Source organism: Candidatus Methylarchaceae archaeon HK02M2 (genome assembly GCA_024256165.1).
Taxonomy (GTDB): Archaea; Thermoproteota; Nitrososphaeria; order Nitrososphaerales; family JACAEJ01; genus HK02M2.
Genome location: JAKLZG010000060.1, coordinates 1 through 22,348 on the forward strand (window position 1 = coordinate 1; position 22,348 = coordinate 22,348).

The following is a 22,348-nucleotide window of genomic DNA, read 5'->3' on the forward strand; positions in this document are numbered from 1 at the left end:
TGTGTTTAACCAATTTCTTTTTACCTTTTTCCATATTCATCTCTCTGCCAGCCATAAACGCACTTTCAGCTGAAGTGATTTCATCATCTTCCAACATTTCTTCTCTTTGTTCATCATTATAGATATCCATAGTTTCTTTTATTTCATCCTTTGTTATCCTTTCCTCTTGTTCTTCGTTTCTTTTATTAGTGTTTTCCTTTTTCTTAATCTTTTTTACCAATTTTTACTATTTGTATAACTTATCAGATTTTAATAACTTTATTGTTTCTTTGAAATATGTTTTATTTATGAAGGGTTTTAAACAGAACAAACTAGATATCTGTTACTATAAAAATAAAATAAATAATCATAACGGATATTTTATGGATCCTCGTAAATGATCGGTGCAATGATTGAATAAGAGATCGGTATAAATACAATATTTGCAATGGGTACGGATCAGAAGGAATCTAAATGAAACTATACCCGATTGCTATATTCTGCATCTTGATATTGGTTATGAGCATACCGATATCCATTCTCATCTCTCCGATCTCCGTTTCTACTTCAATTGATCCAATAACCTGGGAAAGTGATTTACAGATAACTTCAACTGGGTCTGAATCTTTCTTCCCCACATTAGCTGTAGATGGGAGTACAATACACCTCGCATGGGTTGACATGAGACATGGTGGTGAAAACCGAGAGATCTACTATACGCGTAGCACAGATAGTGGAGTGACATGGCAGGTTCCAGATACAAGGATTTCAAACGATCCATTGCATTCCATTCGAACCTGTTTTACAGTTAACGGAAACGCTGTTAACCTTTTCTGGCGTGACAATCGAGATGATAACTTTGAGGAATATTTTAGTCAAAGTACGGACGGAGGCCTTACATGGGGTCCCGAGAGAAGACTAACTTATGCTCTTGGTACTTCGGGATGTCCGTTCCCCGCAGTAAACGGCGACACTTTAAATCTATTCTTTCGGGACGATCGTGATGGGGACTACAAAATCTATTATAAACGCTCTGATGATGCCGGAGCCAATTGGGGTCCAGATACCGTTTTGACCCTAGACGGGATCAGATCTGAGTTCCCATTCCCAGCCATTGATGGAGAAACGATCCATCTAGTTTGGCGTGATTATCGAGATGGTAATGCGGAAATCTATTATAAATGTAGTAAAGACGGGGGGAATACCTGGAAGAAGGATAAAAGGTTGACAGACGATCTTGGAGAATCGGAACATCCCAAGATCATAGCCCAGGGTGATATGCTCCATGTTGTATGGCGGGATGACCGGGATGGTAATTATGAAGTCTACTACAAGAGGAGTAATAATGGAGGTAAGAATTGGTCGGAGGATATAAGACTGACGAACACGCTAGGACAGTCATTCTGGCCGGTTTTAGGAGCGAATGATGATATCCTCGTCCTCCTATGGTGTGACGATAATGATGGAGGACAGGCTCTGTACTACAAGTTCTCATTGGATAGTGGTATTAGCTGGAGTGATGAAACCAGGCTCTCCGACTGTGTGGCCGTTTGGGACCTAATGGGAGCCCACCCGATTGTTGTTACAGATTCATATGTACACGTTGTTTTCAACGATGACTGTACTGGAGCCAATGAAATCTATTATAAAAGAGGGACGATCTCCACATCATCTGACATCAGTTTTTCTGGTAGAATATTGATTTCTAGGGTTTATGATCAAGATGATCCAGTAATTGATTGGAGAATAGTTGTGAAAGGCACGATAATAATGGATGGAACTGAGTATACAGGAACCTATACAGTCGTAAAGTTACCAGAAGAAGCAGAGCCAAGAGGTCCGATAGTACCAGATCAGTTTGTATGGAGTGTAAAGAAGTGCCTGATCAGAATTGAAGAATTTGATTTGACCGTTACATGGGATAGCGAACCTCCAACAAAAATATTTGAGAACTTGATTATCGAATATGGTGATATTATCACATTGAATGGTTATGGTAGAGAAGCTTATGTTACAGGGAGTTTGGGCTACGAGGGAGAAGGATATGTAGCAATTGGAACGGGAACAATAACTTTCTCTTGTGAATAATCCAAATTTTACATCATACTGCTAAACAAATAATTAATCACTCTTTATAACTATCAGATAATTGAGTAAAATCTTCGAATTTAGATTTATCTATTTCTTGTTCATCAACCTATTAATCTTAAAATCCAGATTTCCTAAAACATCAACCTACCTCCCAAAACCTTATAATAATTCTTTTACTTTACTTTCAATGGTGAAATGATATCATGTTTCTTGTTGGAGAATGTCTTGCTGGAGAAGGTAATGAAGTTGCTCACATTGATCTTATGATCGGAGACAAAGAAGGGCCTGTAGGCAGTGCATTCGCGATTACCCTTGCCCAACCTACAATCGGACATACACCTCTACTCGCCGTAATTGCACCAAATTTAATGCCCAAACCTGTGACAGTTATCGTCCCCAAGGTTGACATTAAGAGGATGGACCAAGTAGTACAGATTTTTGGATCTGCTCAGGCAGCCGTTGCCAAGGCTGTCGCTGATAGTTTGGCCGAAGGTGTGATCTCAAAGGACATTGCGGAGGATATATGTATAGTGTGCGGAGTCTTCATACACCCAGATGCCAAGGATAATAAAAAGATCTACGAATATAATTATGAAGCAACGAAGACCGCTATAAAGCGTGCATTTGTAAAAGAGCCTAGCCCTGACGAAGTTATAGAGAAGAAGGATACAGTTAAACATCCATTTATTGGATTCTAACCTATCTCACGGCAGAAAAAAGAGAATTCATGAAAAGAATGCCGCAGTTGTAAAGTAAAAAAGAACAAAGAGATAGGTCAGTGTGGATAGTAAGATTCTGCCATCTCTTCTTTTTTAATGAATCTTCATACAAGCTTATATTATGATCGTATTTCAATATGATTTTTTTTTTAACCTAAGTTAATTCTTTAAACCGATACCAGTAACAATGTTCTCTAACTTTGTGCTTTAACAAGGGTTCGTAATGGAAATAATTCAATCATGCCTTCTTATGCAGGAGGTGAACGAAAAAATGAATTTGAAGCAAAAAAGCGCATTATTAGGTCTGACAGCACTTATTATACTCGCTCCAGCCATGATGATAACTCCGGCATTCGCAAGCTCTCTTCCAGAAGATGCAAGTGTCGGTGACAGATACGCGGTAATAACAATGAAAGGTGTAGCTAAGACAAGAGTTGAAGGAGAGATAGTAACTATATCGGCATCTGTAGAGTTAGTAGTTGAAGTGACAGAGGTATACCAGAACTGGGTCTTATTCAAGGTCAATTATGGAGAGATTAAAGTAGATGATGTCACATATACAGTAATAGGCGGATGGTGGAGAGGATTTTACAATAAAGATACCAATGTTGGGAACTATCAGGGATGGGCTCAAGATGGTGATGGGAACAACATCTACTTCATTCTACATACGGTTGACTTGAGACCAACACAGGAGGGATGCCTCATGAGAATGAAGGGAGCTTTCAGGAACTCTGATAGGACTTACTGGTCGCTCAATCTCTTGACATATAGATTCAAATTAAACTAAATAAAACTAAACGGAAAAGCCATCATATGTTAGCTTGACCCTCCTCCTTTTTTTGTTTATGTATGAATCACCAGATTGAATAAATTCCTTCCATAAAAGATTATAATAAAACATTTCTAATGAGACAAGCTTTATTAACGAAATTCGGTAACATATACCGAAGTACGATGAAGAAGATAGTAGGAATAATTACTATTATAATGCTTCTCATGATGCCTCTGCTTCTTGTGATACCTCTACCAGCTATTAGTTAAAGAAAGTACTGACATAGACATTACCTAGTTAGTTTAATTGATTTGTCTCATTAGAATCATATAAAAATAATTGATCGCTTATTTGTTTATCTGTCTGTAAGTTCATCGGATTATAGATACTAAATCTAAAAAAGTCATCCTTATTACTCTATAATCTTACCACTCTACCAGTAGGATTATCATATAATTCGGAAACAGCCACTACGTCTTCTCTTTTTGCATTTCCACGCAATTTTGATAAATCTTCAATGGGAAAGATAAATGCAGTTGGTCCCTCATCTTTACTCCCAACAACTATGGCGACCCAAGGATCAATATTCAATCTTTTCGCAGATCTTGCTATTTTTTCAGGATTCAAAGCAATAGTTGGCTTGTAACTCCCGGTTTTTTTTGAAATTCGTGTTTTTACTGAAATACCCACGATTTCTCTTTTTGGGAAGATTTCTCCAATAGAATCAATCGCGAATAGATCAAATCCAACAGTATTGGCTTTAGTAACTTCTATACCTTTCTCGGATAATAAATACGAGACGTAACTCTCGCCAAACTTACCAGTAACTATTGCTTTACTTTTAATTCTAGATTTTGCTATCCAAGTTTCGCTTTGATTTATCATGTAATATGTCTAAATGCATGTTTATTCTTTAAAAGATTGGGAAATTCGTTTCTAGTTCAGAATTTGAGTAAGTAGTTTCTAGTTCAGAGTTCTATTAAATTAAGTTATAGATAACTGATATGTACATTAAGATAATAAATTAAAAAAATTCTGATAAGGCTCTTGTCTTTAGCTTATCTTCTTTCAATAACTCTTTCATTAGTATATCTTATTAATAGAATTAAAGAACACGTTTTAAATTAAAGGTATACAATTGATTTTCTTAATTCATGCCCGTTTGTTGGTAAATTTCTTGTGTTTAACTCTATCATATGTGGTTTTCCACCGTAGACTATAGTTGAAGATATGGTAACGATTCTGCCATCATGTTCTATAAAAGGTTCATAGAATGCCTTTCTTGGCTCGTGGCTTCTTAATATGTAATCTACCTTTAATTTTTCACATATCTTCATGCTTATATCTGGACCGAAAGATCTTCCAGCACCTCTCGGACTGGGGTGCACTCCAGGTTCAGTAACAGGATCACTCCACAAGATGTCTTCCTCTATTTCTGGGGTAGGGTTTTCGAGGTCATCCAAGTTCTCGAGTTTCGAGTGTATTCCACCGTGTATGAATAAAATATTGTTCAACTTAGCTGCTAGATAAAGCCGATCAAAGAATTGCTTTAGTGTTTCGTTCCAGTAATCTATCCAGCTCTTCCCTAATTTCATTTCTACTTCGTTAGGAAGATCACAAGGCCAGAATGTAGGCCTTCCATCTTTAGTATAATTCTCATGATTGCCCTTCAATAAGATTATTTTATCATCGCTATAAGATAGTTTCCTCAAAGTTTCAACAACTTTTAATCCGTTACTTCCCCTATCTGCATAATCGCCTAAAAACAACATTCCGACTTCCATTTCACCAGCAGAACTACGATAAGCTAAAGCGTTCTTCAAGCTCTTAATATCTCCATGTATATCTCCAACCACCAATAGTTTCTCCATTCTATCTTTATCTTCATCAAATCGGTATACTCTAGTCAATGGCAGTTGCATCCCTTCGATTATTTGTCAACAAAACATATATCTCTTTTAACACAATCGAAGAATTTTATCGAGATTACTGCTTTAACGAACATGATTCTTCTATCCTTTTTAAACGGTTTTCAATCTCATCTAATCTTCGAACTAGGAAATATCTATAGATAATCTGTTGAGAATGTCTCTTCAGATCTAGGAAAGACTGTTCTCTTTGAGGAAATACCCCTTTATCACGTAAAACTCCAATCTTCTGCCCTAACTCTTCAGAAGTCATATGAAGAAGATGAGTTGCTTCGGTGAAGCTTTCTGCACCACATATTCCTTCTATCAGTTCCCAGTCTTCCTCTTTAATTTCTTCCCAAGGTGGAAATGGATAAAAGCCGTATTCGCTTAGGACATCTTTCATCGCTTTTCTTACGATAACCTCCAGCTCTTCAGGTTCCAAGAGAAGGTAAAATTCGCTAAGCTCTATCATTTTCACCCCAAGCTCTTTAGCTACTGCCTCTGCAGCTTCGTCGGTAAAACCCTTACAGACAAGCATAGGCTTTAAGCCCAATAACTCGCTGTCGGCAAATACCCGACGGACATCCGAAACTCCAGCTCGCCCAGCTTTTGCCTCAACGCAATATTTCTCACCTTCTGGACTTTGGGCAATGATGTCTACCTCAAATGCCTCGGCTTCATCTACAAATACCATCTTGTTTGTTTCAAGAATCTTGTAACCTAATTTTTCTACAATACCTCTAGCAATTCTTTCACTACTTCTTCCTCTCACTTTAGGTTTGGGCATCGTCAACTACCTTTCATTTCTTTTATTGATTTTATTGTTGTTGGGTGCTTTAAACCATTCCTGTACATAATCGATTACTATAGAAAAAATTTGACTTTAGATCTTATTAAAAAAGGTACAATTGGCTCAAGTACACTTAATGAAGTTTTTTCTTTCAACTAAAAAGTATCAGTATCTAAGCTAAGCTTAGCTAAGATTTGTATTCAGTCTAAAAAAATAAAAGTGGTGGTTGATTAATAATATCACGGTATTATCGTAACCAACCACGGTGAATATGTCAGATTTTTTGATATTTCGTCTCCTGAACCAGGACCTACTCCGAATGTAGCTGGATTGCCTGGACCGCTGATATCTCCCCAGTAATTATTTTCTGCATCAATGTTATTGTTTTTCATAAAGTTATTGGCACCATACCCCACATTCTCAAATATATTGTTGTAGTTGATTGTTGGGTTTGAAAACATATCAGCTATGAATACTCCATCTTTATAATTCCTTATGATATAGTTCCTATTATCTGGAGTACCACCTATTGTTGCGTCTGAAGCCAATCCTGCACCTTCTTGAAGGTAAATACCCCAAACGTTGTTAGCGATATAGTTGCCGATTATCGTGGGGTCTGAACCAAAGCAGTGGATACCATATTCATTGCCAATGATTGTGTTATCACTTATCGTTGTTGGTCCATCCATGGTACTAAGACAATCTGTCAAACTTATCCCGTTATCATTTCCAGATAATGATCCGCTGTAGCCTACAATGTTATTAGCTATGAGACCGGAGCAAAGGAACCAGTCAATTCCATCTTCTTCATTGTCGTATACCGTGTTATCTTGAATAGTCATATCTTCACAAAATTCTGCATTTATACCATCGTCTGTAGAACCAATTATCGTATTATATTCAATGATAACATCATCAGAGGACATAACATAGATGTTATCTTGTACATTGTAGGCTATGGTATTATACGCTATCCATGCTCCTTCACAGTCCCATATATCGAGTCCACAAGGAGCAGGTGACATATCTAAATATCCTAATTGATACATAATTGTATTATGAAGTATCTGAGGATTCTCAACAAAGTACAGTTCAATACCATCACCACCATTGCCTAGGATTGTGTTCCACTCAATAATCACTGGAGAGTTAAAATACTCCACGCTTATGCCATCTCCACCGTTCCCATTTATTATGTTGCCCTTGATGAGGAGATTTTCGCCTACAATATGTAATGTAGCATAATAATCGAAGTAATGTCCGTATATTTCTATACCTCGATCACGGTTCCCCATTATCTTGTTGTAGATGATGATTGGGTCAGATACTAGGCTCATGTATATCCCAGCTTTACCCATCTTTACGAATGTATTAACCACGAACTCATTATGAATACCATTATCCGGAAAAATTATTGCCCCATCTCTAACAATTACCCCTCCCCCATTCTCACTTATGGTATTATATGCTATCAGAATATTTTCTATCACGAATAGTACTTCGCTTGAAGGGTCTGGATGAGGAAGATAAGATCCATGTAGCTCTACACCACCACCCTCATTCCACATTATCTGGTTGTAGGTTATGACTACTTCCTTCGTGTTTTCAATGTATACACCTGTACCGATGTTTCCCATTATCTTGTTGTAGCTTACGGTAATGCTAGATTCTATCTCATCAGGGTCCCAGGTGCGATCTCCAGAGTAATGGATGCCGCAATAAAAGTCATATTCGTAATTCACAAGTATTTTGTTGTGAGTTATGGATGTTATCGGGCAGTAGTCCAGTCCAATGCCATCTCCATAATTTGCGAATATCAGGTTTGATGCTATCGATACACCATTCACAAATTTGAGGTATATTCCATCTTCCTTATTTGCGACTATTTTGTTTCCCTTTATCATTATATTGTGATGTGAGTTTGGATCTTCTTCGTACAAATTCGAGTTGTAACCGAATATACCACATTCCTCAGCTTTTTTAAATCCTATATCATTATTTTCTATTATATTCTCGAGTATCGTTATGTCTGTTGAATCGATGAACTTTATGCCATCATCATAATTGTGTAGTATCGAGTTCTCTTTGATTATGATATTGGAAGACTCTTCTATGTAAATACCATTATCATTGTTACCGACTATTATGTTATTATAAACAAAACCACTTGCACCGTCTTTGAATTCAAGTCCACCGCTAGTACTTGGAGCCCCAAATGTACCGTTTGTGATCGTGCACTTCTCTATGTATAGGTATGCACCTGTTACTTCTATGGTTGATTCTTGTAGGTCTATCATGGCCCCTTGACCGTATATACTCGTATCACCCGTTATCGTGACTCCACCGGTATACAGAATCGCGGGATCAAGCCAGAATGTACCACCTGTACCTCCACCCACTGCATCTGACAGTGCCTCCTGAGGCTGAGCAAATACAGGTGTCGGTACTGCAAGAAGTAAAGGCATAATTAGAAACATCGATATTATAACAGTTCCAGTAAGTTTTTTCATCTTACTTCAACATAAGTTATCCAAGATAATTAATAAAGATTGTCTCGTTGGAAAATAAGAAAAATGTAAGAATTACTTTAGTTCCATATATGATTGCTTGGTTCTGATTTATTTTGATCATAAAATATTCATAGAGGGAGTTTGAAGGCCATTTTATCAAATAACAGATATAAAACAATAAAAGTATATTATTGGAAGATGTGAAATTATATATATTCAATGCGACAAATGTTATTTTATAATTGATCAATAAAAATGCAAGAAAGATCACGTCTTCATTTATAATTACTCTTTTTATATTCAGCATAATATTAACATTAATTTTAAGTGTACCGATAAAACCATCTTATGCAAGCCCAACAGAAATAGATGTTTATCCTGGAGATGGTATTCAAGCTGCGATAAATTCTGCGTCTTCGGGCGATATTATAATCATACATGAGGGAGTTTTTGAGGAAAACATTGACGTTAATAAAACTGTCAATCTGATAGCAGAAGGTGCTGTAACTATAAACGCAGCAGATCCATCTGAACACGTATTCAATGTTACAGTAAACAATGTGAACATAACAGGATTTAATATCGCTGGTGCTACAGGAATTGTTAAGGCTGGAATTTATCTTTACGATGCCAGTTACTGTAATATAACCAACAACAATCTGTCAAATAATGAAAACGGTGTCTTCATATCTACGAGTAGTGATCACAACATATTACTCAATAATATCGCTAACTTGAATGAACATTACGGCATCATCCTAGAATCTTATTGTAGTTATAATAAAATAATCAATAATACTGCTAACTATAACGGCTATGACGGCATCTGGCTAAATGATTCGAACAATTACAACATATTGGAAAATAATACTGCAAACTACAACGACTACAACGGTATACGCCTTACTTCTTCAAACCACAACACCTTGGTAAATAATACTGCAAAATATAATACTGAGATGCTTCAAATAGGCATCCATCTCCGTTCTTCAAGCTACAATACATTGGTAAATAATACTTCTAACTTCAATAATGATGGTATCTACTTAGGTTATGAGTCGAACTATAACACACTGATCAATAACACTGTAATTTCGAATGAATGGGGCATGTTCTTATATGATTCACACTACAATACATTCCAAAATAACGTATTTAACTCGAATGATATGGATGGTATCAAATTTGATGCTTCAAATAATAACACAATAGTCGATAATACTTCTAATTCGAACGGTATGTATGGCTTCAACCTCGATTATTCAAGTAAAAATATAATTTCCAATAATATATTCAGCTCAAACAATGGTAGTGGCACCATTCTATATGATTCTAGTAACTTTAATACATACATAAACAACATCATAAGCTCTAATGATTACCAAGGCATCAGCCTCTATAATTCAGATCATAACATATTTAAAGATAATTCAGTTTATAATAATGATGAAGGGATATACCTTGAATCCTCTTCAGAAAACTTGATCTATCATAACAATTTTATGAATAATACAGTAAATGTATACGACGATAATCCTGAACTCAACGATTGGCACCATCTAGTACTGCTTGAAGGTAACTACTGGTCAAATTATACTGGATTGGATGACGGTAGCGGTATAGGAAAGCATTCTATAGCTGGAGATGGTATTGGGGATACGTTGATACCTCATCCTGAAGATAATTATGATTTCTATCCATTTGTAGGACCTATAGTAGAAACAGCAACTGGAACAGGCATTACCGTATTCAATTCAGACTATGGTTCTATTTTTGGACTCAAAGCAGTAGATGAGTCTGAATTACCTTTAGAAGGAAAGCCAAGTAATCTTATTTTCATACATGGATTCTTCTCATTTGATGTAATTGGGTTGAATCCAGGTCAGACAGTTACCATCAATATTTTATATCCTTCAGATATACCAACTTATTGCCAATACTGGATATATTATGAATCATGGTTCGAAATAAATGTTGGAGACAATGATGGGGATAGAGTCATAACTATACAACTTACAGATGGTGGATCTGAAGACAAGGATGGAGAAGAGAACGGTATAATTACAGATGCAGGAGGGATTGGATCAGTTCAAGATCCAGGCGACTATATTGTGACAGAATACCTTACAGACAACTTAGTCGAGATAACTCCTGATGGGGACAGAAATATGATATATGAATTCGATGCTTTAACCTATCCTTGGGGCATAGCTATAGATTCTGATGGTAATTACATAGTGACAGAATACCTTACAGACAACTTAGTCGAGATAACTCCAAACGGGATAAGGACAGTGATATATGAATTCGAAGATGATACAAATCCACATAGTGTAGTTATAGACGCTGATGGTAATTACATAGTGACAGAATATGGTGCAGAAAACCTGGTCAAGATTATCCCAAGTGGAGCAAGGACAGTGATATATGAATTCGAAGATGGAACTGGGATTCGAGGTATAGTCATAGATTCTGAAGGTAATTACATAGTAGTGGAATCTAGTATAGAGAATCTTGTCAAGATAACTCCTAGTGGTGTGAGAACAGTCATATACGAATTCGGTGATGGATCCGGACCCTTGGATGTAGATATAGATTCTGATGGTAATTACATAGTGACAGAATACCTTACAGACAACTTAGTCGAGATAACTCCAAACGGGATAAGGACAGTGATATATGAATTCGAAGATGGAACTGAGCCATACTGCATAACCATAGACAATGAAGGTAATTACATAGTTACAGAATCGTATACTGAAAACTTAGTCAAGATAAGTCCTGAAGGAGCTAGGACAATGATATATGATTTCAATTATTGGACTGGGCTTCGGGAAGTAATAATCTATCCTGATTTCATTCTGCCAATACTTTCAATCACTTCACCTACGAGTGGCTCTGAATTAACTTCATCAAATGTTACAGTTATGTGGACCGGTTCAGACGCTCATTCGGGAATAGACCATTACGAGATAAGGTTGGATGAAGGTTCATGGATCAATGTTTTAACTTCCAATAACCATAACTTTTCAGGAGTAAGTAATGGAAGTCATACAATTTATGTAAAGGCCATAGATGGAGCAGGCAATTCAAATGAAGCCAGTGTTAACTTCACTGTAAATACAGGAATAATATTAGGACTTGACCTGACCACCATAGTCATAATACTTGCTCTAATCATTATATTTCTATTTGTAGTCATTTATCGTGACATATCTTCTCATTCAGGTAAAGAGATCTCAGATGAGTTGAGATTTAAGCTAAGAAAGATCTCAAGAAATATCATTTATAAATAATATTTTAATAGAAATGAAATATTATTATTGAAAATAGTCAAAGGCCTTTCTAACGATGTCCTCTTTTTGCTTCATTTGCTCTTGATATTCTTTTGTTGCTTCATAAAAAATTTGAGTAAGTGTTGCGTCATGTTCTGATACTAACTTCTCAAGAGTCTGCAGATATATATCCAAATCGTCTATAAAATTATGTATATATCTTATCATATTGATCCAGAATTTTTTCAATAAAATATCTTTTGAGTTATGTAAGAAATTAAGAATTTTATATTCCGCTCCTAAATACTCTAATCTTGATTTTATCATCTTCTCTTTTAGTTGAGGAATGATCATTTTTAATGTCTTACTTTCAGGACTTTCGGACATCATAATAAAAATTACATTGGACTTTATAAGTTTAAGTAGCTAAATCTACTTTCAGATACGAAAGAACGAAATGTAAATTATTAAAAAAATGAAAAATGAATGCTAATTGTAGGTAAAAATATCGATATTTAAGGAAGCAAAGATGATTTATAAAAAATATTCTGTATACTAGCTGACAAATCTCTGCAAGCTTTTACGATGGTTTCTAATCGTAACTTCCGTTATACCAGCTGCGTTAGCGATCGTCTTCTGAGTTATTGGCTCACCTTCGGTAACACAAGCAATATACAACGCTGTTGCTGCCAATCCCATAGGGTCCTTTCCCGCTGAGATCCCAGCTTTTTTTACCTTTTCAAGAATTCTCAAGGCTTTTCTACTGATCTTTTCAGGGATTCCGGATCTGCTGGATATCTTTGAAATATTTTTAACTGGGTTCAAAACAGGCATCTTCAAGTTCAGTTCCCTAACGATGAGTCTATAACTTTTATAGGCATTCTTCCTCTTTACCCCACTAGCTTCAACTATATCCTTCAGGGTTCGGGGTGTATCAGTCTCTCTACATGCTGCATAAAGTGATGCAGTTATAATGTCTGAGATTGAACGACCTTTTACAAGATCTTTCTTGAGAGCCTTTCTGTAAATATGGGCTGACCTCTCAATAACACTGCTACTCACTTTCAGCTTGTCGGCTAATCTATCAAGTTCACTAAAAGCTCTTAAAAGGTTGTTATGATGATGAACTTGTGTTTGACTTCTCCTATTCCACATCTGCATCCTTTGAATCCTTTTTCTTTCTGAAGATTTTAATGGTCTACCAGAAGCATCCTTAAATCGTTTACCAGCTCCTACTTTAGTAGCAAGATTTTGATCATGAATAGCTAAAGACGAGGGAATGCCAACCCTAGCTTTTTCCTCCCTCTCCTCTTTCGTATATGCCCGCCATTCTGGGCGATAATTGATCTCATTCTCTTTGATGATATAACCACAATTGCTACAAAGAAGTTCCCCGTGTATGTTGTCCACTATCAAAAGCCCCTTTCCGCATTGTGGGCAATTTTTTGGATACTCCTCTAAACTAGAGAGATGTTGATAAGTCATAACAACCAAAAACCTGATTTATTCTTAAAATTTATATATGATGTATATATACTTATACATTTAAGTTCTAATATATAAATGTTAGGTTTTAACATAATAGGATGTTTTATTTATACGCCTAATCCATTTTATATATCATTAATATGCAAATATGTTCTGGAGGGTACGACCTAGAGCAGATAGATATCGCACCTACAATTGCTAGAATATTCAGCTTGCCTTTTCAGGCTGATGGGAAGCCTTTCAAGGAAATTGTAGAGTATGGAAAAGGTTGTTGTAGTATAATATTACTAATTATAGACAGCTTTGGATACTTATCATATCTCAGAGCAAGAAGACACTTTCAAAAAATCAGTAAAATGAGCTTTGCTGGAAGACTTCTCAGGTGTAGATCGATTTCTAATGTAACTACACCTGCCATTGCTTCAATTCTTTGTGGAAGAAGGCCTGAAACCCATAAAATATATCGTACAGGGGATGTTTATAAGAGTAAAATAAAATCTATATTAGAAAAAGCATCAGAACATGACATCAAATCTGCTATTGTTATGGAAAGGAAGGGTGCATTTACTTTCAAGGGACTAATCGACATAATAAAACCTATAATTGATAGAAAAGATATAATTGAATTCGATAGGATCGTCAAAGAAGCTACTATCGATGTAATAAGAGAAGACTGCCAGTTGATAATCTCACATTTAAGGACTATCGATAAACTAGGTTATTCATTAAATGCAATCAGATATACAGATGATAACGTCTTTGATATTTCCGAGGCTTGTATAAATGATAGTTTTATCATGATCTGTGGTGACCACCCCCCTCATCTATCAAATGAGTATTCAGTACCTCTAATAGTTTATTTTAAATTCAAATCTAAAAATTAATCCTCTTCTTCTTTGCCCTCAACCTTTCTCCCTTCCACAAGTAACTCCGGAAATTCTCTCAACTTTTCAGCCATAGTTTTTAGACGTCTGTCCACCCTATGATTTACACTTCCTTCTTCAAAGGTTCCATCTGATCGTTTTACCCCTGCTTTAACATCCGTAAGTACCTCAATACCTTGATCTATGGTCTCTACAGGATATATGTGGAACTTTTCTTCTCTTACAGCCTCTACAACTTCTTCCTTTAACATCAGATTCTGTACATTGCTTTCTGGAATGATTACTCCTTGTTCTCCGTTGAAGCCTTTAGCTTTACACACTTCAAAGAATCCTTCGATCTTCTCATTCACACCGCCGATAGCTTGAACCTCCCCTTTCTGGTTCACAGAGCCGGTTACAGCAATACTTTGCTTGATAGGGAGACCTGAAAGGATAGAGAGTAGTGCGTATAATTCTGTGCTTGAAGCACTGTCACCCTCTACCATACCATAGCTCTGTTCGAAGACGAGGCGTGCTGAAAGGCTGAGAGGTTTGTCTTGGGCATACTTTTCTGCAAGGTAGCCGCTGAGGATCATGACTCCTTTAGTATGGATTCGTCCTCCAAGTTTCGCCTCTCTCTCTATATCGATAAGGCCCTCTCGACCCAAACCTATACTTGCTGTCACCCTTGAGGGCCTACCGAAGGCAAAGTCTCCTAAACCTATAACCGATAGTCCGTTCACCTGTCCAACAGCTTCTCCATCAGTATCGATTAGGAGGACATTTCTTTTTATCATCTCTTGGATCTTCTCTTGAATTAGGTTAGAGCGATAAACCTTCTCGTCGATGGCCTTTTTAATATGTTCAGCAGTTACATACTTTGAATTCGATTGAGTGGCGTAAAAGTTAGCTTCCCTAATGATGTCTGCAATTTCACCAAATCTTGTAGAAAGCTTCTTTTGGTCTTCTGCAATTCTCGACCCATACTCGACAACTTTGGCCACCCCTGATGCATCAAAATTTTTCAATCCTTCCTTTCTCGAGATGGTACATACAAAAGCTGCATACTTTTTTACATTCTCATCTGTTCGATCCATTGTGGTGTTAAAATCTGCCTTGACCTTAAAGAGCTCTTTAAAGTCCTTATCTAAGAGATATAATTGATGGTAAAGGAAGGCGGTTCCAATAAGGACCACTTTTACATCTAAGGGTATTGGTTCAGGCCTTAATCCCTTTGTAGTAATATAACCTAAGCGTTCCCCTGCTTCCTCAATCGTGATGCATTCATTCATCAGAGCTCTCTTCAAGGAGTCGTATGAGAAGATATTACTAAGGACTTCTTCAGCTGGAATTACCAGATACCCACCGTTGGCTTTATGTAAGGATCCTCCACGAACCATAGTAAAATCAGTTGTAAGTACGCCAAACTGAGCCTCCTTTTCTATCCTCCCAAAAAGGTTTTGATGGGTAGGGTTTAGCTCCATGACTACAGGAGCACCTTTAAGATTAGAGTTATCTGTAATGACATTAACTTCGTATTTTTTAAAAGGAACATCTTTCATCCAAGGAATTGGGAAAGGGAACGAAGGAGGAGCCTTTGGTTCTGTAATAAAGATAGTTAGGTTTTCCAGTAAATCATTTTTCAATTCTTCAAGATAGGTTTTAACTTCCGAGAACTTCTGATATTTATCCATAAGATCGTCAATCATATGACCGATAGTGTAAATGGCGACTTCTCGGTTTAGTTTTTGGATTTCTTCGTTAATTTTCCTCTCTAACCCTCTAAGCCTTCTGAAAGCACTTCTTAATTCTCCCTTCAATTTTTCCATCTTTTTTTGGATCTTATCTCTCATTTCAGGAGAGAGGGTCATGATATCCTTGTCGCTCAGCAGTTTACCCTCTAATACTGGGATAGTAACCACTCCGATAGGTGTACTTCGTAAAACGAAACCTTCCTTCTGAGCTCTTTCGTTTAGTTGAGCGAGAAGTACTTTCCTCTCTTCTTCAATATCTCGAATTACATTTTCTTTTTTTGTAGCATAATCCTCACTTTCAAAAGCCTTGGGTAAGACGCTCCGAGCTTCATCGATGAAATTTTTCATATCTTTCTGAAAGTCTTTTCCTCGACCAGATGGGAGTTTTATCGCCCTAGGTACAAAAGTGTTGTTAAAGTTATTCACATAGCACCAGTCTGGAGGGACAGGTTTACCTGTAGCCAATTCTTCTAAAAAATCTTTTACAGCCGTCTTTCTACCCGAACCAGGAAAACCAGCTGCATATATATTGAAGCCACGTTCTTTGATATCTAAACCGAACTTAAGGGCTTTTACTGCTCTCTCTTGACCAATGATCTCTTTAAGAGGTTCTATCTCTTCAGTACTTTCACAACCCATCAATTTAGGATCATATTCTACTCTGATCCTTTCGACAGGCAATTCATTCAATACATCAACACTCTCTTAAGATACTAAAGTGAACAGTATTTTATAACACTTTATTAATTTTCGAATACCAACCGAAAGAGACAGATAAACATTTTTAATTAGTAATATTTGGATTGATCAAATAATTTGAAAAGCTTTGTGAACTTTCATTTAAAGGAATTTTTAGCCCCTACAAATATAGGAGTAAACATAGCCTAAGTCATCTAAAAAAATTGGAGTTAACATGCCTATAGTCTCAATTTTACAAGGTATGGAGCCTTTAGACATAACTTTGAAGGCCCTTAACTTGATCATGACAGACTTCTCATTTTCTTCAAATGATAAAGTGTTGATCAAGCCGAATTATGTTGCAGCCAAAGAACCAAAAACCGGGGTTACAACAGACATCAGAATCATAAAAGGTGTTATTAAATTTTTTAAAGATCGAGGAGTCAAGACGATTAAAATTGCTGAAGGTAGTGGCTTCTCAGATACAGTTAAAGCCTTTAGACTTGTTGGGATCGACCACGTGGCAAATCATCATCAAGTTGACTTAGTCGATCTCAACAAGGATGAATTTGTCGAGGTTAAGATAAAGAATGCAATCAAACTTAAGAAGGTTAGAGTTGCAAGAACAGTTCTAGAGAGTAACTTCATCGTCAGTATTCCTAAGCTCAAGATCCATAACTTGACAAAGGTTTCATTAAGCTTAAAGAATATGATTGGGGTCATTTCTCCGAAGGCTATTATGCATTCATCTTTAGAAGAGAAGATTGTAGACCTTTTATCTATTGTGAGACCTCATCTAGCTTTGATCGATGGATCAATTGGATGTGTAGGTGGAGAGTTAGGTGGATCCCCAGTTCAAATGAATTTAGTAATTGCTGGCACAGATCCTGTTGCCGTAGATGCTATTGGAACTGCGGTTATGGGTATAGATCCCAGTAAAGTCAAGCATATTCAATTGGCTGAAGAGTTAGGGCTTGGTGTTGGAAACCTAAAGAAGATTAAAATTGTTGGAGAACCGATCGGGAAGGTTAAAAAGATTTTCGTAAATTTATGGATCGTACCTAGACTCGCAAGATTCCTCGAAGTTTCTCGAATCTTAAAAGCATTACTACTTACAGATTTCGGGCGAAAGTTAATTTTATTTTCATATCCCCGTATATGTGAGACAGAACTGTATATCAAAACATGTTTAAAACGTATAAAAGAACTGTTAAAAAATATATAATTTTGAAATATATAGAAGAATGCTTATCCAATATCATAAGGTCATTCAAAAAATGGATTCAAAATATTTCAAAAAACTTGGTCGACGAGTACCTATTCTTGGCATGGGGACATGGGGGATTGGCGGCGGCATGAATACAGACAAGAGTTATGATAAAATATGGGTTTCCGCTTTAAAAAAAGGATTGGAGCTTGGATTAACTTTACTAGATACCGCTGAGATTTATGGAGCCGGTCATAGTGAGGAACTTATAGGAGAGGCGATTAGTGGCTTTCCAAGAGAGGAGATTTTTCTAGTCTCTAAGGTATGGCCGAGTCATGCTGGGAGGGAGGATATTGTAAAGGCTGCTAAAGCCAGTTGTAGACGTCTAGGCACGTATATCGACCTATATCTGCTCCACTGGCCGACGCCCGATATACCGCTAAGTGAAATAATGGAAGGCATGGAAAAAATTTTGGAGATAGGATTGATAAGACATATAGGGGTTAGTAATTTTGAAGTAAATCAAATAGAGGAAGCGAAATACTGTCTTAGTAAATTCGATCTAGTCGCTGTACAAAATAAGTGTAGCCTAATTCATAGAAGATATGAGCAGGACGTCATACCTTATACGGAAAAGGAAGACATGATGTTTATGGCCCATACTCCTCTTGGAAAGGGTACCCTAGCTAAAAATGTTCATCTGGCAAGAATAGGTTTAAAATATAGAAAAACAGCAGCTCAAGTTGCCTTAAACTGGCTCATGTATATGAAACCGGTTATCCCAATACCTAAAGCCGTCCAAATCAAACATATTGAAGAAGATTCCGGGGCAATATGTTGGAGTCTGGATAGAAGGGATTGGGAGTCTATCAGCAAAATATTTCCCCTTAATATTGGCTAGGATTAATATCAAGTAATCTTAAAGTTTATTTTTGATTGATGTATATTCTAATCCAAGGTTGAATAAAACAGAATACACAATCGATACCGAGTTTTCCATAGGAAACCTGAGTTATCTTCCAGAATATATAAGGCAGTATTACTTGATTCGACATGAAAAATACCGAACCTTCAGAAATATACGCATTGTGAGCGAAAACGAAAAAAAATATCTTTATTATAGAGTCATACTACCCAAAATAGACCAGTACGTTGATGTCAAGGTCGATATCAATATTCCAATTAGGGTAACGATGGAGCTTAGCGACCCTGATATTTCAAAATCTTTTTTAGATCAACTCAATGAAGACCTTTTTCTCATTGTCCAATTATTTGAAGAGGAAATCCGTAAAAGTACCCTGTATCTAGCTTTTTTACCAGGGGAAAAGATAGTTCCTGAAAAAGAAAAATCAGGTATGTTTACAAGAATCTTCACTGACTCAATGTTACCACTCTTCGTTGGTTTAATGGCCCTAACGTTTCTTTTTTACTGGATAATTGGCGTTTATGCACCCTTAATCTTTGTCGGTTTATCTATAATTCTAGTACTTTTTTCTGGAAATCTCATAGTTAAAAGAGCCAACTGGAAAATTACGAAAGAGCAACCTGAAATATATCTTTTACAATACCATTTTTCACCCGATAAATTCAAAGATTTCTATAGAAAATATGCCAAAAAAATCCCTACAATCAGAAAAGCAATTTATGATGTTACATTCGCTACTGGAAAGCCTGTAAACTGCGAAACGGCAGGTGAAATTTTTTCAAACTATGGTATAGATTGTCAATCAAAGGATTTCACTATTAAAAAGGTTAACCTATACCAGCTAGTAAAAAAGGCATCAGATATTTTTGGTCAACCTATGCCAAAGATTGCAGTTACTAATACAATCATACCAAATGCTGCAGCCGCAGGTCCAAGTCCGAGATTAGGAACTATAATGGTTACGACAGGGATCATGACACAACTTGAAGAAGACGAGTTGTTGAGTGTAATCGGCCATGAAGTAAGTCACCTGAAAGCCCACGATCCTATTGTGATGTTCTCACTATTTAGCGCTGAATATCTTCTTCGTTTCTACATATTATGGCCCTACTTGTTCTTCTTAGGTTTCATATCCTTTTGGTTATATTTCATTGCGGCGATAGGACTTATCTTCTTCTTCGGAAAGTTTTTAGAAAGTAGAGCTGATCTAGATTCAGCCAAAATGATTGGTCAACCTAAGGTAATGGCAGAAGCCTTAAGAAAAATCGCTTTCCGTAGACTTTTTCCTCTGTACAAAAGAGAACCTAAATTTCGAAGTTTTCGTAGGTCTGAGTGGCTCCAATTCGATCCACATCCCCCTGCCTACTTCAGGATAGCTCAACTGGATGGACTCCAAGAACCAGAAAAGATCAAAAACACTTTTTTCATGTCAATCAAAGAGGCTCTAAAGGGCTTTTTAAGAGCATAAATAATTATTTGATTGCTTCAGCTATTCTTTCGCCAAACTCTCTACATTTATACAAATCTTCTTCATTGGGCACATATCTAACATTTAGACTAGGTTCCAGAAGCTCAAATCCAGAATTATTTAGAATTTGGTTTATACCCTTTACTGCTCCACCCCCCCATCCATACGAACCAAAGCTTGACCAGATCTTCCCTTTCGGTTTTAATCCAGTGATATATGTAAGGAATCCACTTATTGTTGGAAACATTAAGCGGTTTTTTGTAGGTGATCCAATAATCACAGCCTTCGCATCTAATATTTCCTTCACGACCTCAGAAAGGTCTGATTTACGTAAATGGAACATACGAACATCAATTTTATGTTTCGCTAAGGCATCTGAAATCGCGTAGGCCATCTTCTCGGTGCTCCCCCACATAGTGTCATATACGATCACAACCTTATTCTCAGTTATACCTTTACTCCACTCTAAGTAGGAATTAATTATCCTTTCAGGGTTTGAACGCCATATTAAACCGTGACTAGGGGCAATCATTCTTGGTTTTATACCTAACATAGATAATTCATCGATCTTTTTAATAATGATAGAAGCAAATGGCATCAGTATATTGGCGTAATATTTTGCAGCTTCATCCATAAGAATACTTTGATCAAATTCATCGTCAAAGCGTTGGGAAGATGCTAAGTGTTGACCAAAAGCGTCATTAGGCATCAGGATTTTATCTTCAACTAAAAAAGTGAACATACTATCCGGCCAATGCAACATAGGAGCTTCAATAAATTTCAAAGTTTTTTTTCCGAGTCTCAACTCATCCCCAGTTTTAACTGTTTTAATTTCCAAATTTTCACCGTAATGTTTTATCAGACCTATTCTTCCATTTCGAGTAGCTATGATTTCGGCGTTTTTTGAATAATCCATAATCTCGGGTAAAGCACTAGAGTGATCTATTTCAACATGGTTTATTATAATATAATCTATATTTTCAGGATTTATTAACTCCTTAATCTTCTTTACAAACTCATTTGAAAAGGTGTACTTTACAGTGTCAATCAAGGCTGATTTATCGTCTATGATCAGATAGGAGTTGTAGGTTCCTCCTCTCCTTGTTTCGTAACCATGAAAATCTCTAAGATTCCAGTCTACAGCCCCAACCCAATATACATTTTTTGTTAATTCAAAAGAAACCATGAAATATTCATCAATATTCCCCAGAAAAAAGAGAAAGATAAAAAGTTTTTAATTTTCATTTTAGATGGATGTGAATAATATGGCATTTTAATTTTGATATGGTACTCTAGATTGCATCCAGAAATGGAGGATAAGGATTAAAAGTAACTTTTTATTATTATAACATTGTGATAGATAATAAGAACTCATCTTTAGATGAGGAAGCAAGTAACATATTTCTAAAAAATAATATAAATCCTGATATAAAACAAAAAGTTGTTCTTACTCCTTCCGAAAAGTTTGAGAGCTGTAAAAATATCGGTGACGTCTACGAACTCGTAAAGGAAACTGTAGAGAGAGTCATAGGTTCAAGGAGGGCAGGTCTTACATTGTATTTAGCTGATCTTCCAATGAATATTGGAGGCTTACACCAGATCGGTTCTAATTCAATAGTGATGAATAGAACTTTACTCAAAGCCATAGAGGGCATGGCCAAATCTAAGAATGACGTAAATTCCTTTACTTATTTCATACTCTTACATGAATACCTCCATGCTTTGGGTTACGCTGAAGAAGAGAGAGTAAGAGAGCTAACTTATTACATTACTGCGAATTCTTTTGGAAAGGATCACTTTACAACGAAGCTCTCAAAGATGGGTTTTGCTAATATACTTAAACAGATATCGAATGTTCCTAGAGAGGAAGGCAAAATAGAGATAGTAAAGGACTTCGATAGATCTAGTATGAGTTA

General features: G+C 36.5%; 18 protein-coding genes. 9 read left to right on the forward strand and 9 right to left on the reverse strand.

All coding sequences use genetic code 11. The features are described from left to right. Nucleotides 1–220 (reverse strand): hypothetical protein (locus tag L6N96_04775; GenBank protein ID MCP8323471.1); only part of this gene is annotated, 220 nt, incomplete at its 3' end. Between the two features lie 233 nt (nucleotides 221–453). Between L6N96_04775 and L6N96_04780 the strand changes: the two genes are divergently transcribed. From L6N96_04780 to L6N96_04790, 3 genes are all read left to right on the forward strand, one after another. Further along, nucleotides 454–2,067 (forward strand): glycoside hydrolase, encoded by a 1,614-nt coding sequence (locus L6N96_04780; protein MCP8323472.1) that lies wholly within the window; start codon nucleotides 454–456, stop codon nucleotides 2,065–2,067. Nucleotides 2,068–2,273: 206 nt separating this feature from the next. Further along, nucleotides 2,274–2,768, forward strand: a complete 495-nt coding sequence (gene fae / locus L6N96_04785) for a formaldehyde-activating enzyme (GenBank protein MCP8323473.1) — start codon at nucleotides 2,274–2,276, stop codon at nucleotides 2,766–2,768. 298 nt (nucleotides 2,769–3,066) lie between these two features. Further along, entirely contained in the window at nucleotides 3,067–3,579 is a 513-nt protein-coding gene (locus tag L6N96_04790; protein MCP8323474.1) for a hypothetical protein, read from the forward strand. A 402-nt stretch (nucleotides 3,580–3,981) separates the two neighbouring features. Here the strand turns inward: L6N96_04790 and L6N96_04795 are convergent, their stop codons facing one another. The 4 genes from L6N96_04795 to L6N96_04810 all read right to left on the reverse strand — a co-directional run bounded on the left by L6N96_04795 (nucleotide 3,982) and on the right by L6N96_04810 (nucleotide 8,774). Then, nucleotides 3,982–4,449, reverse strand: coding sequence for a hypothetical protein (locus L6N96_04795; protein ID MCP8323475.1), 468 nt, complete (start codon nucleotides 4,447–4,449; stop codon nucleotides 3,982–3,984). A gap of 239 nt (nucleotides 4,450–4,688) precedes the next feature. Beyond that, complete coding sequence (locus tag L6N96_04800; protein MCP8323476.1) at nucleotides 4,689–5,486, reverse strand: serine/threonine protein phosphatase; 798 nt, start codon at nucleotides 5,484–5,486, stop codon at nucleotides 4,689–4,691. A gap of 64 nt (nucleotides 5,487–5,550) precedes the next feature. Beyond that, nucleotides 5,551–6,261, reverse strand: coding sequence for a restriction endonuclease (locus tag L6N96_04805; GenBank protein ID MCP8323477.1), 711 nt, complete (start codon nucleotides 6,259–6,261; stop codon nucleotides 5,551–5,553). A 242-nt stretch (nucleotides 6,262–6,503) separates the two neighbouring features. Next, the gene (locus tag L6N96_04810) at nucleotides 6,504–8,774 is read right to left on the reverse strand and encodes a right-handed parallel beta-helix repeat-containing protein (GenBank protein ID MCP8323478.1); all 2,271 of its coding nucleotides are present in this window, start codon (nucleotides 8,772–8,774) and stop codon (nucleotides 6,504–6,506) included. Nucleotides 8,775–9,016: 242 nt separating this feature from the next. Between L6N96_04810 and L6N96_04815 the strand changes: the two genes are divergently transcribed. Then, a complete protein-coding gene (locus tag L6N96_04815) occupies nucleotides 9,017–12,070 on the forward strand; it encodes a right-handed parallel beta-helix repeat-containing protein (GenBank protein MCP8323479.1) in 3,054 nt (1,017 codons plus the stop codon). Nucleotides 12,071–12,094: 24 nt separating this feature from the next. Here the strand turns inward: L6N96_04815 and L6N96_04820 are convergent, their stop codons facing one another. Next, complete coding sequence (locus L6N96_04820; GenBank protein MCP8323480.1) at nucleotides 12,095–12,439, reverse strand: hypothetical protein; 345 nt, start codon at nucleotides 12,437–12,439, stop codon at nucleotides 12,095–12,097. Nucleotides 12,440–12,604: 165 nt separating this feature from the next. Next, on the reverse strand, nucleotides 12,605–13,534 hold the full coding sequence (gene tfb, locus L6N96_04825; GenBank protein MCP8323481.1) for a transcription initiation factor IIB: 930 nt from the start codon (nucleotides 13,532–13,534) through the stop codon (nucleotides 12,605–12,607). A 143-nt stretch (nucleotides 13,535–13,677) separates the two neighbouring features. On the opposite strand from tfb, the gene L6N96_04830 reads away from it, so the two are divergent. After that, nucleotides 13,678–14,421, forward strand: a complete 744-nt coding sequence (locus L6N96_04830) for a hypothetical protein (GenBank protein ID MCP8323482.1) — start codon at nucleotides 13,678–13,680, stop codon at nucleotides 14,419–14,421. Here L6N96_04830 and L6N96_04835 read toward each other — a convergent pair. After that, the gene (locus L6N96_04835) at nucleotides 14,418–16,835 is read right to left on the reverse strand and encodes an AAA family ATPase (GenBank protein ID MCP8323483.1); all 2,418 of its coding nucleotides are present in this window, start codon (nucleotides 16,833–16,835) and stop codon (nucleotides 14,418–14,420) included. The genes L6N96_04830 and L6N96_04835 overlap by 4 nt on opposite strands. A gap of 232 nt (nucleotides 16,836–17,067) precedes the next feature. Between L6N96_04835 and L6N96_04840 the strand changes: the two genes are divergently transcribed. The 3 genes from L6N96_04840 to L6N96_04850 are packed head-to-tail and all read left to right on the forward strand — an operon-like array spanning nucleotide 17,068 to nucleotide 20,432. Beyond that, nucleotides 17,068–18,057, forward strand: coding sequence for a DUF362 domain-containing protein (locus L6N96_04840; protein MCP8323484.1), 990 nt, complete (start codon nucleotides 17,068–17,070; stop codon nucleotides 18,055–18,057). Nucleotides 18,058–18,109: 52 nt separating this feature from the next. Then, nucleotides 18,110–18,940: an aldo/keto reductase gene (locus tag L6N96_04845; protein ID MCP8323485.1), complete on the forward strand. Its 831-nt coding sequence runs from the start codon at nucleotides 18,110–18,112 to the stop codon at nucleotides 18,938–18,940. A 31-nt stretch (nucleotides 18,941–18,971) separates the two neighbouring features. Next, nucleotides 18,972–20,432 carry a M56 family metallopeptidase gene (locus L6N96_04850; GenBank protein MCP8323486.1) on the forward strand — a complete coding sequence of 487 codons (1,461 nt, stop codon included), beginning with the start codon at nucleotides 18,972–18,974 and terminating at the stop codon, nucleotides 20,430–20,432. A gap of 4 nt (nucleotides 20,433–20,436) precedes the next feature. Here L6N96_04850 and L6N96_04855 read toward each other — a convergent pair whose 3' ends face one another. Further along, on the reverse strand, nucleotides 20,437–21,618 hold the full coding sequence (locus L6N96_04855; protein MCP8323487.1) for an FprA family A-type flavoprotein: 1,182 nt from the start codon (nucleotides 21,616–21,618) through the stop codon (nucleotides 20,437–20,439). A gap of 167 nt (nucleotides 21,619–21,785) precedes the next feature. On the opposite strand from L6N96_04855, the gene L6N96_04860 reads away from it, so the two are divergent. Beyond that, nucleotides 21,786–22,348 (forward strand): hypothetical protein (locus L6N96_04860; GenBank protein MCP8323488.1); only part of this gene is annotated, 563 nt, incomplete at its 3' end.

Coding starts and splice junctions, on each gene's coding strand:
- tfb (MCP8323481.1), bottom strand. CDS start 13,534: ATGACTTATCAACATCTCTCTAGTTTAGAGGAGTATCCAAAAAATTGC.
- L6N96_04780 (MCP8323472.1), top strand. CDS start 454: ATGAAACTATACCCGATTGCTATATTCTGCATCTTGATATTGGTTATG.
- L6N96_04830 (MCP8323482.1), top strand. CDS start 13,678: ATGCAAATATGTTCTGGAGGGTACGACCTAGAGCAGATAGATATCGCA.
- fae (MCP8323473.1), top strand. CDS start 2,274: ATGTTTCTTGTTGGAGAATGTCTTGCTGGAGAAGGTAATGAAGTTGCT.
- L6N96_04795 (MCP8323475.1), bottom strand. CDS start 4,449: ATGATAAATCAAAGCGAAACTTGGATAGCAAAATCTAGAATTAAAAGT.
- L6N96_04805 (MCP8323477.1), bottom strand. CDS start 6,261: ATGCCCAAACCTAAAGTGAGAGGAAGAAGTAGTGAAAGAATTGCTAGA.
- L6N96_04810 (MCP8323478.1), bottom strand. CDS start 8,774: ATGAAAAAACTTACTGGAACTGTTATAATATCGATGTTTCTAATTATG.
- L6N96_04820 (MCP8323480.1), bottom strand. CDS start 12,439: ATGATGTCCGAAAGTCCTGAAAGTAAGACATTAAAAATGATCATTCCT.
- L6N96_04800 (MCP8323476.1), bottom strand. CDS start 5,486: ATGCAACTGCCATTGACTAGAGTATACCGATTTGATGAAGATAAAGAT.
- L6N96_04845 (MCP8323485.1), top strand. CDS start 18,110: ATGGATTCAAAATATTTCAAAAAACTTGGTCGACGAGTACCTATTCTT.
- L6N96_04840 (MCP8323484.1), top strand. CDS start 17,068: ATGCCTATAGTCTCAATTTTACAAGGTATGGAGCCTTTAGACATAACT.
- L6N96_04855 (MCP8323487.1), bottom strand. CDS start 21,618: ATGGTTTCTTTTGAATTAACAAAAAATGTATATTGGGTTGGGGCTGTA.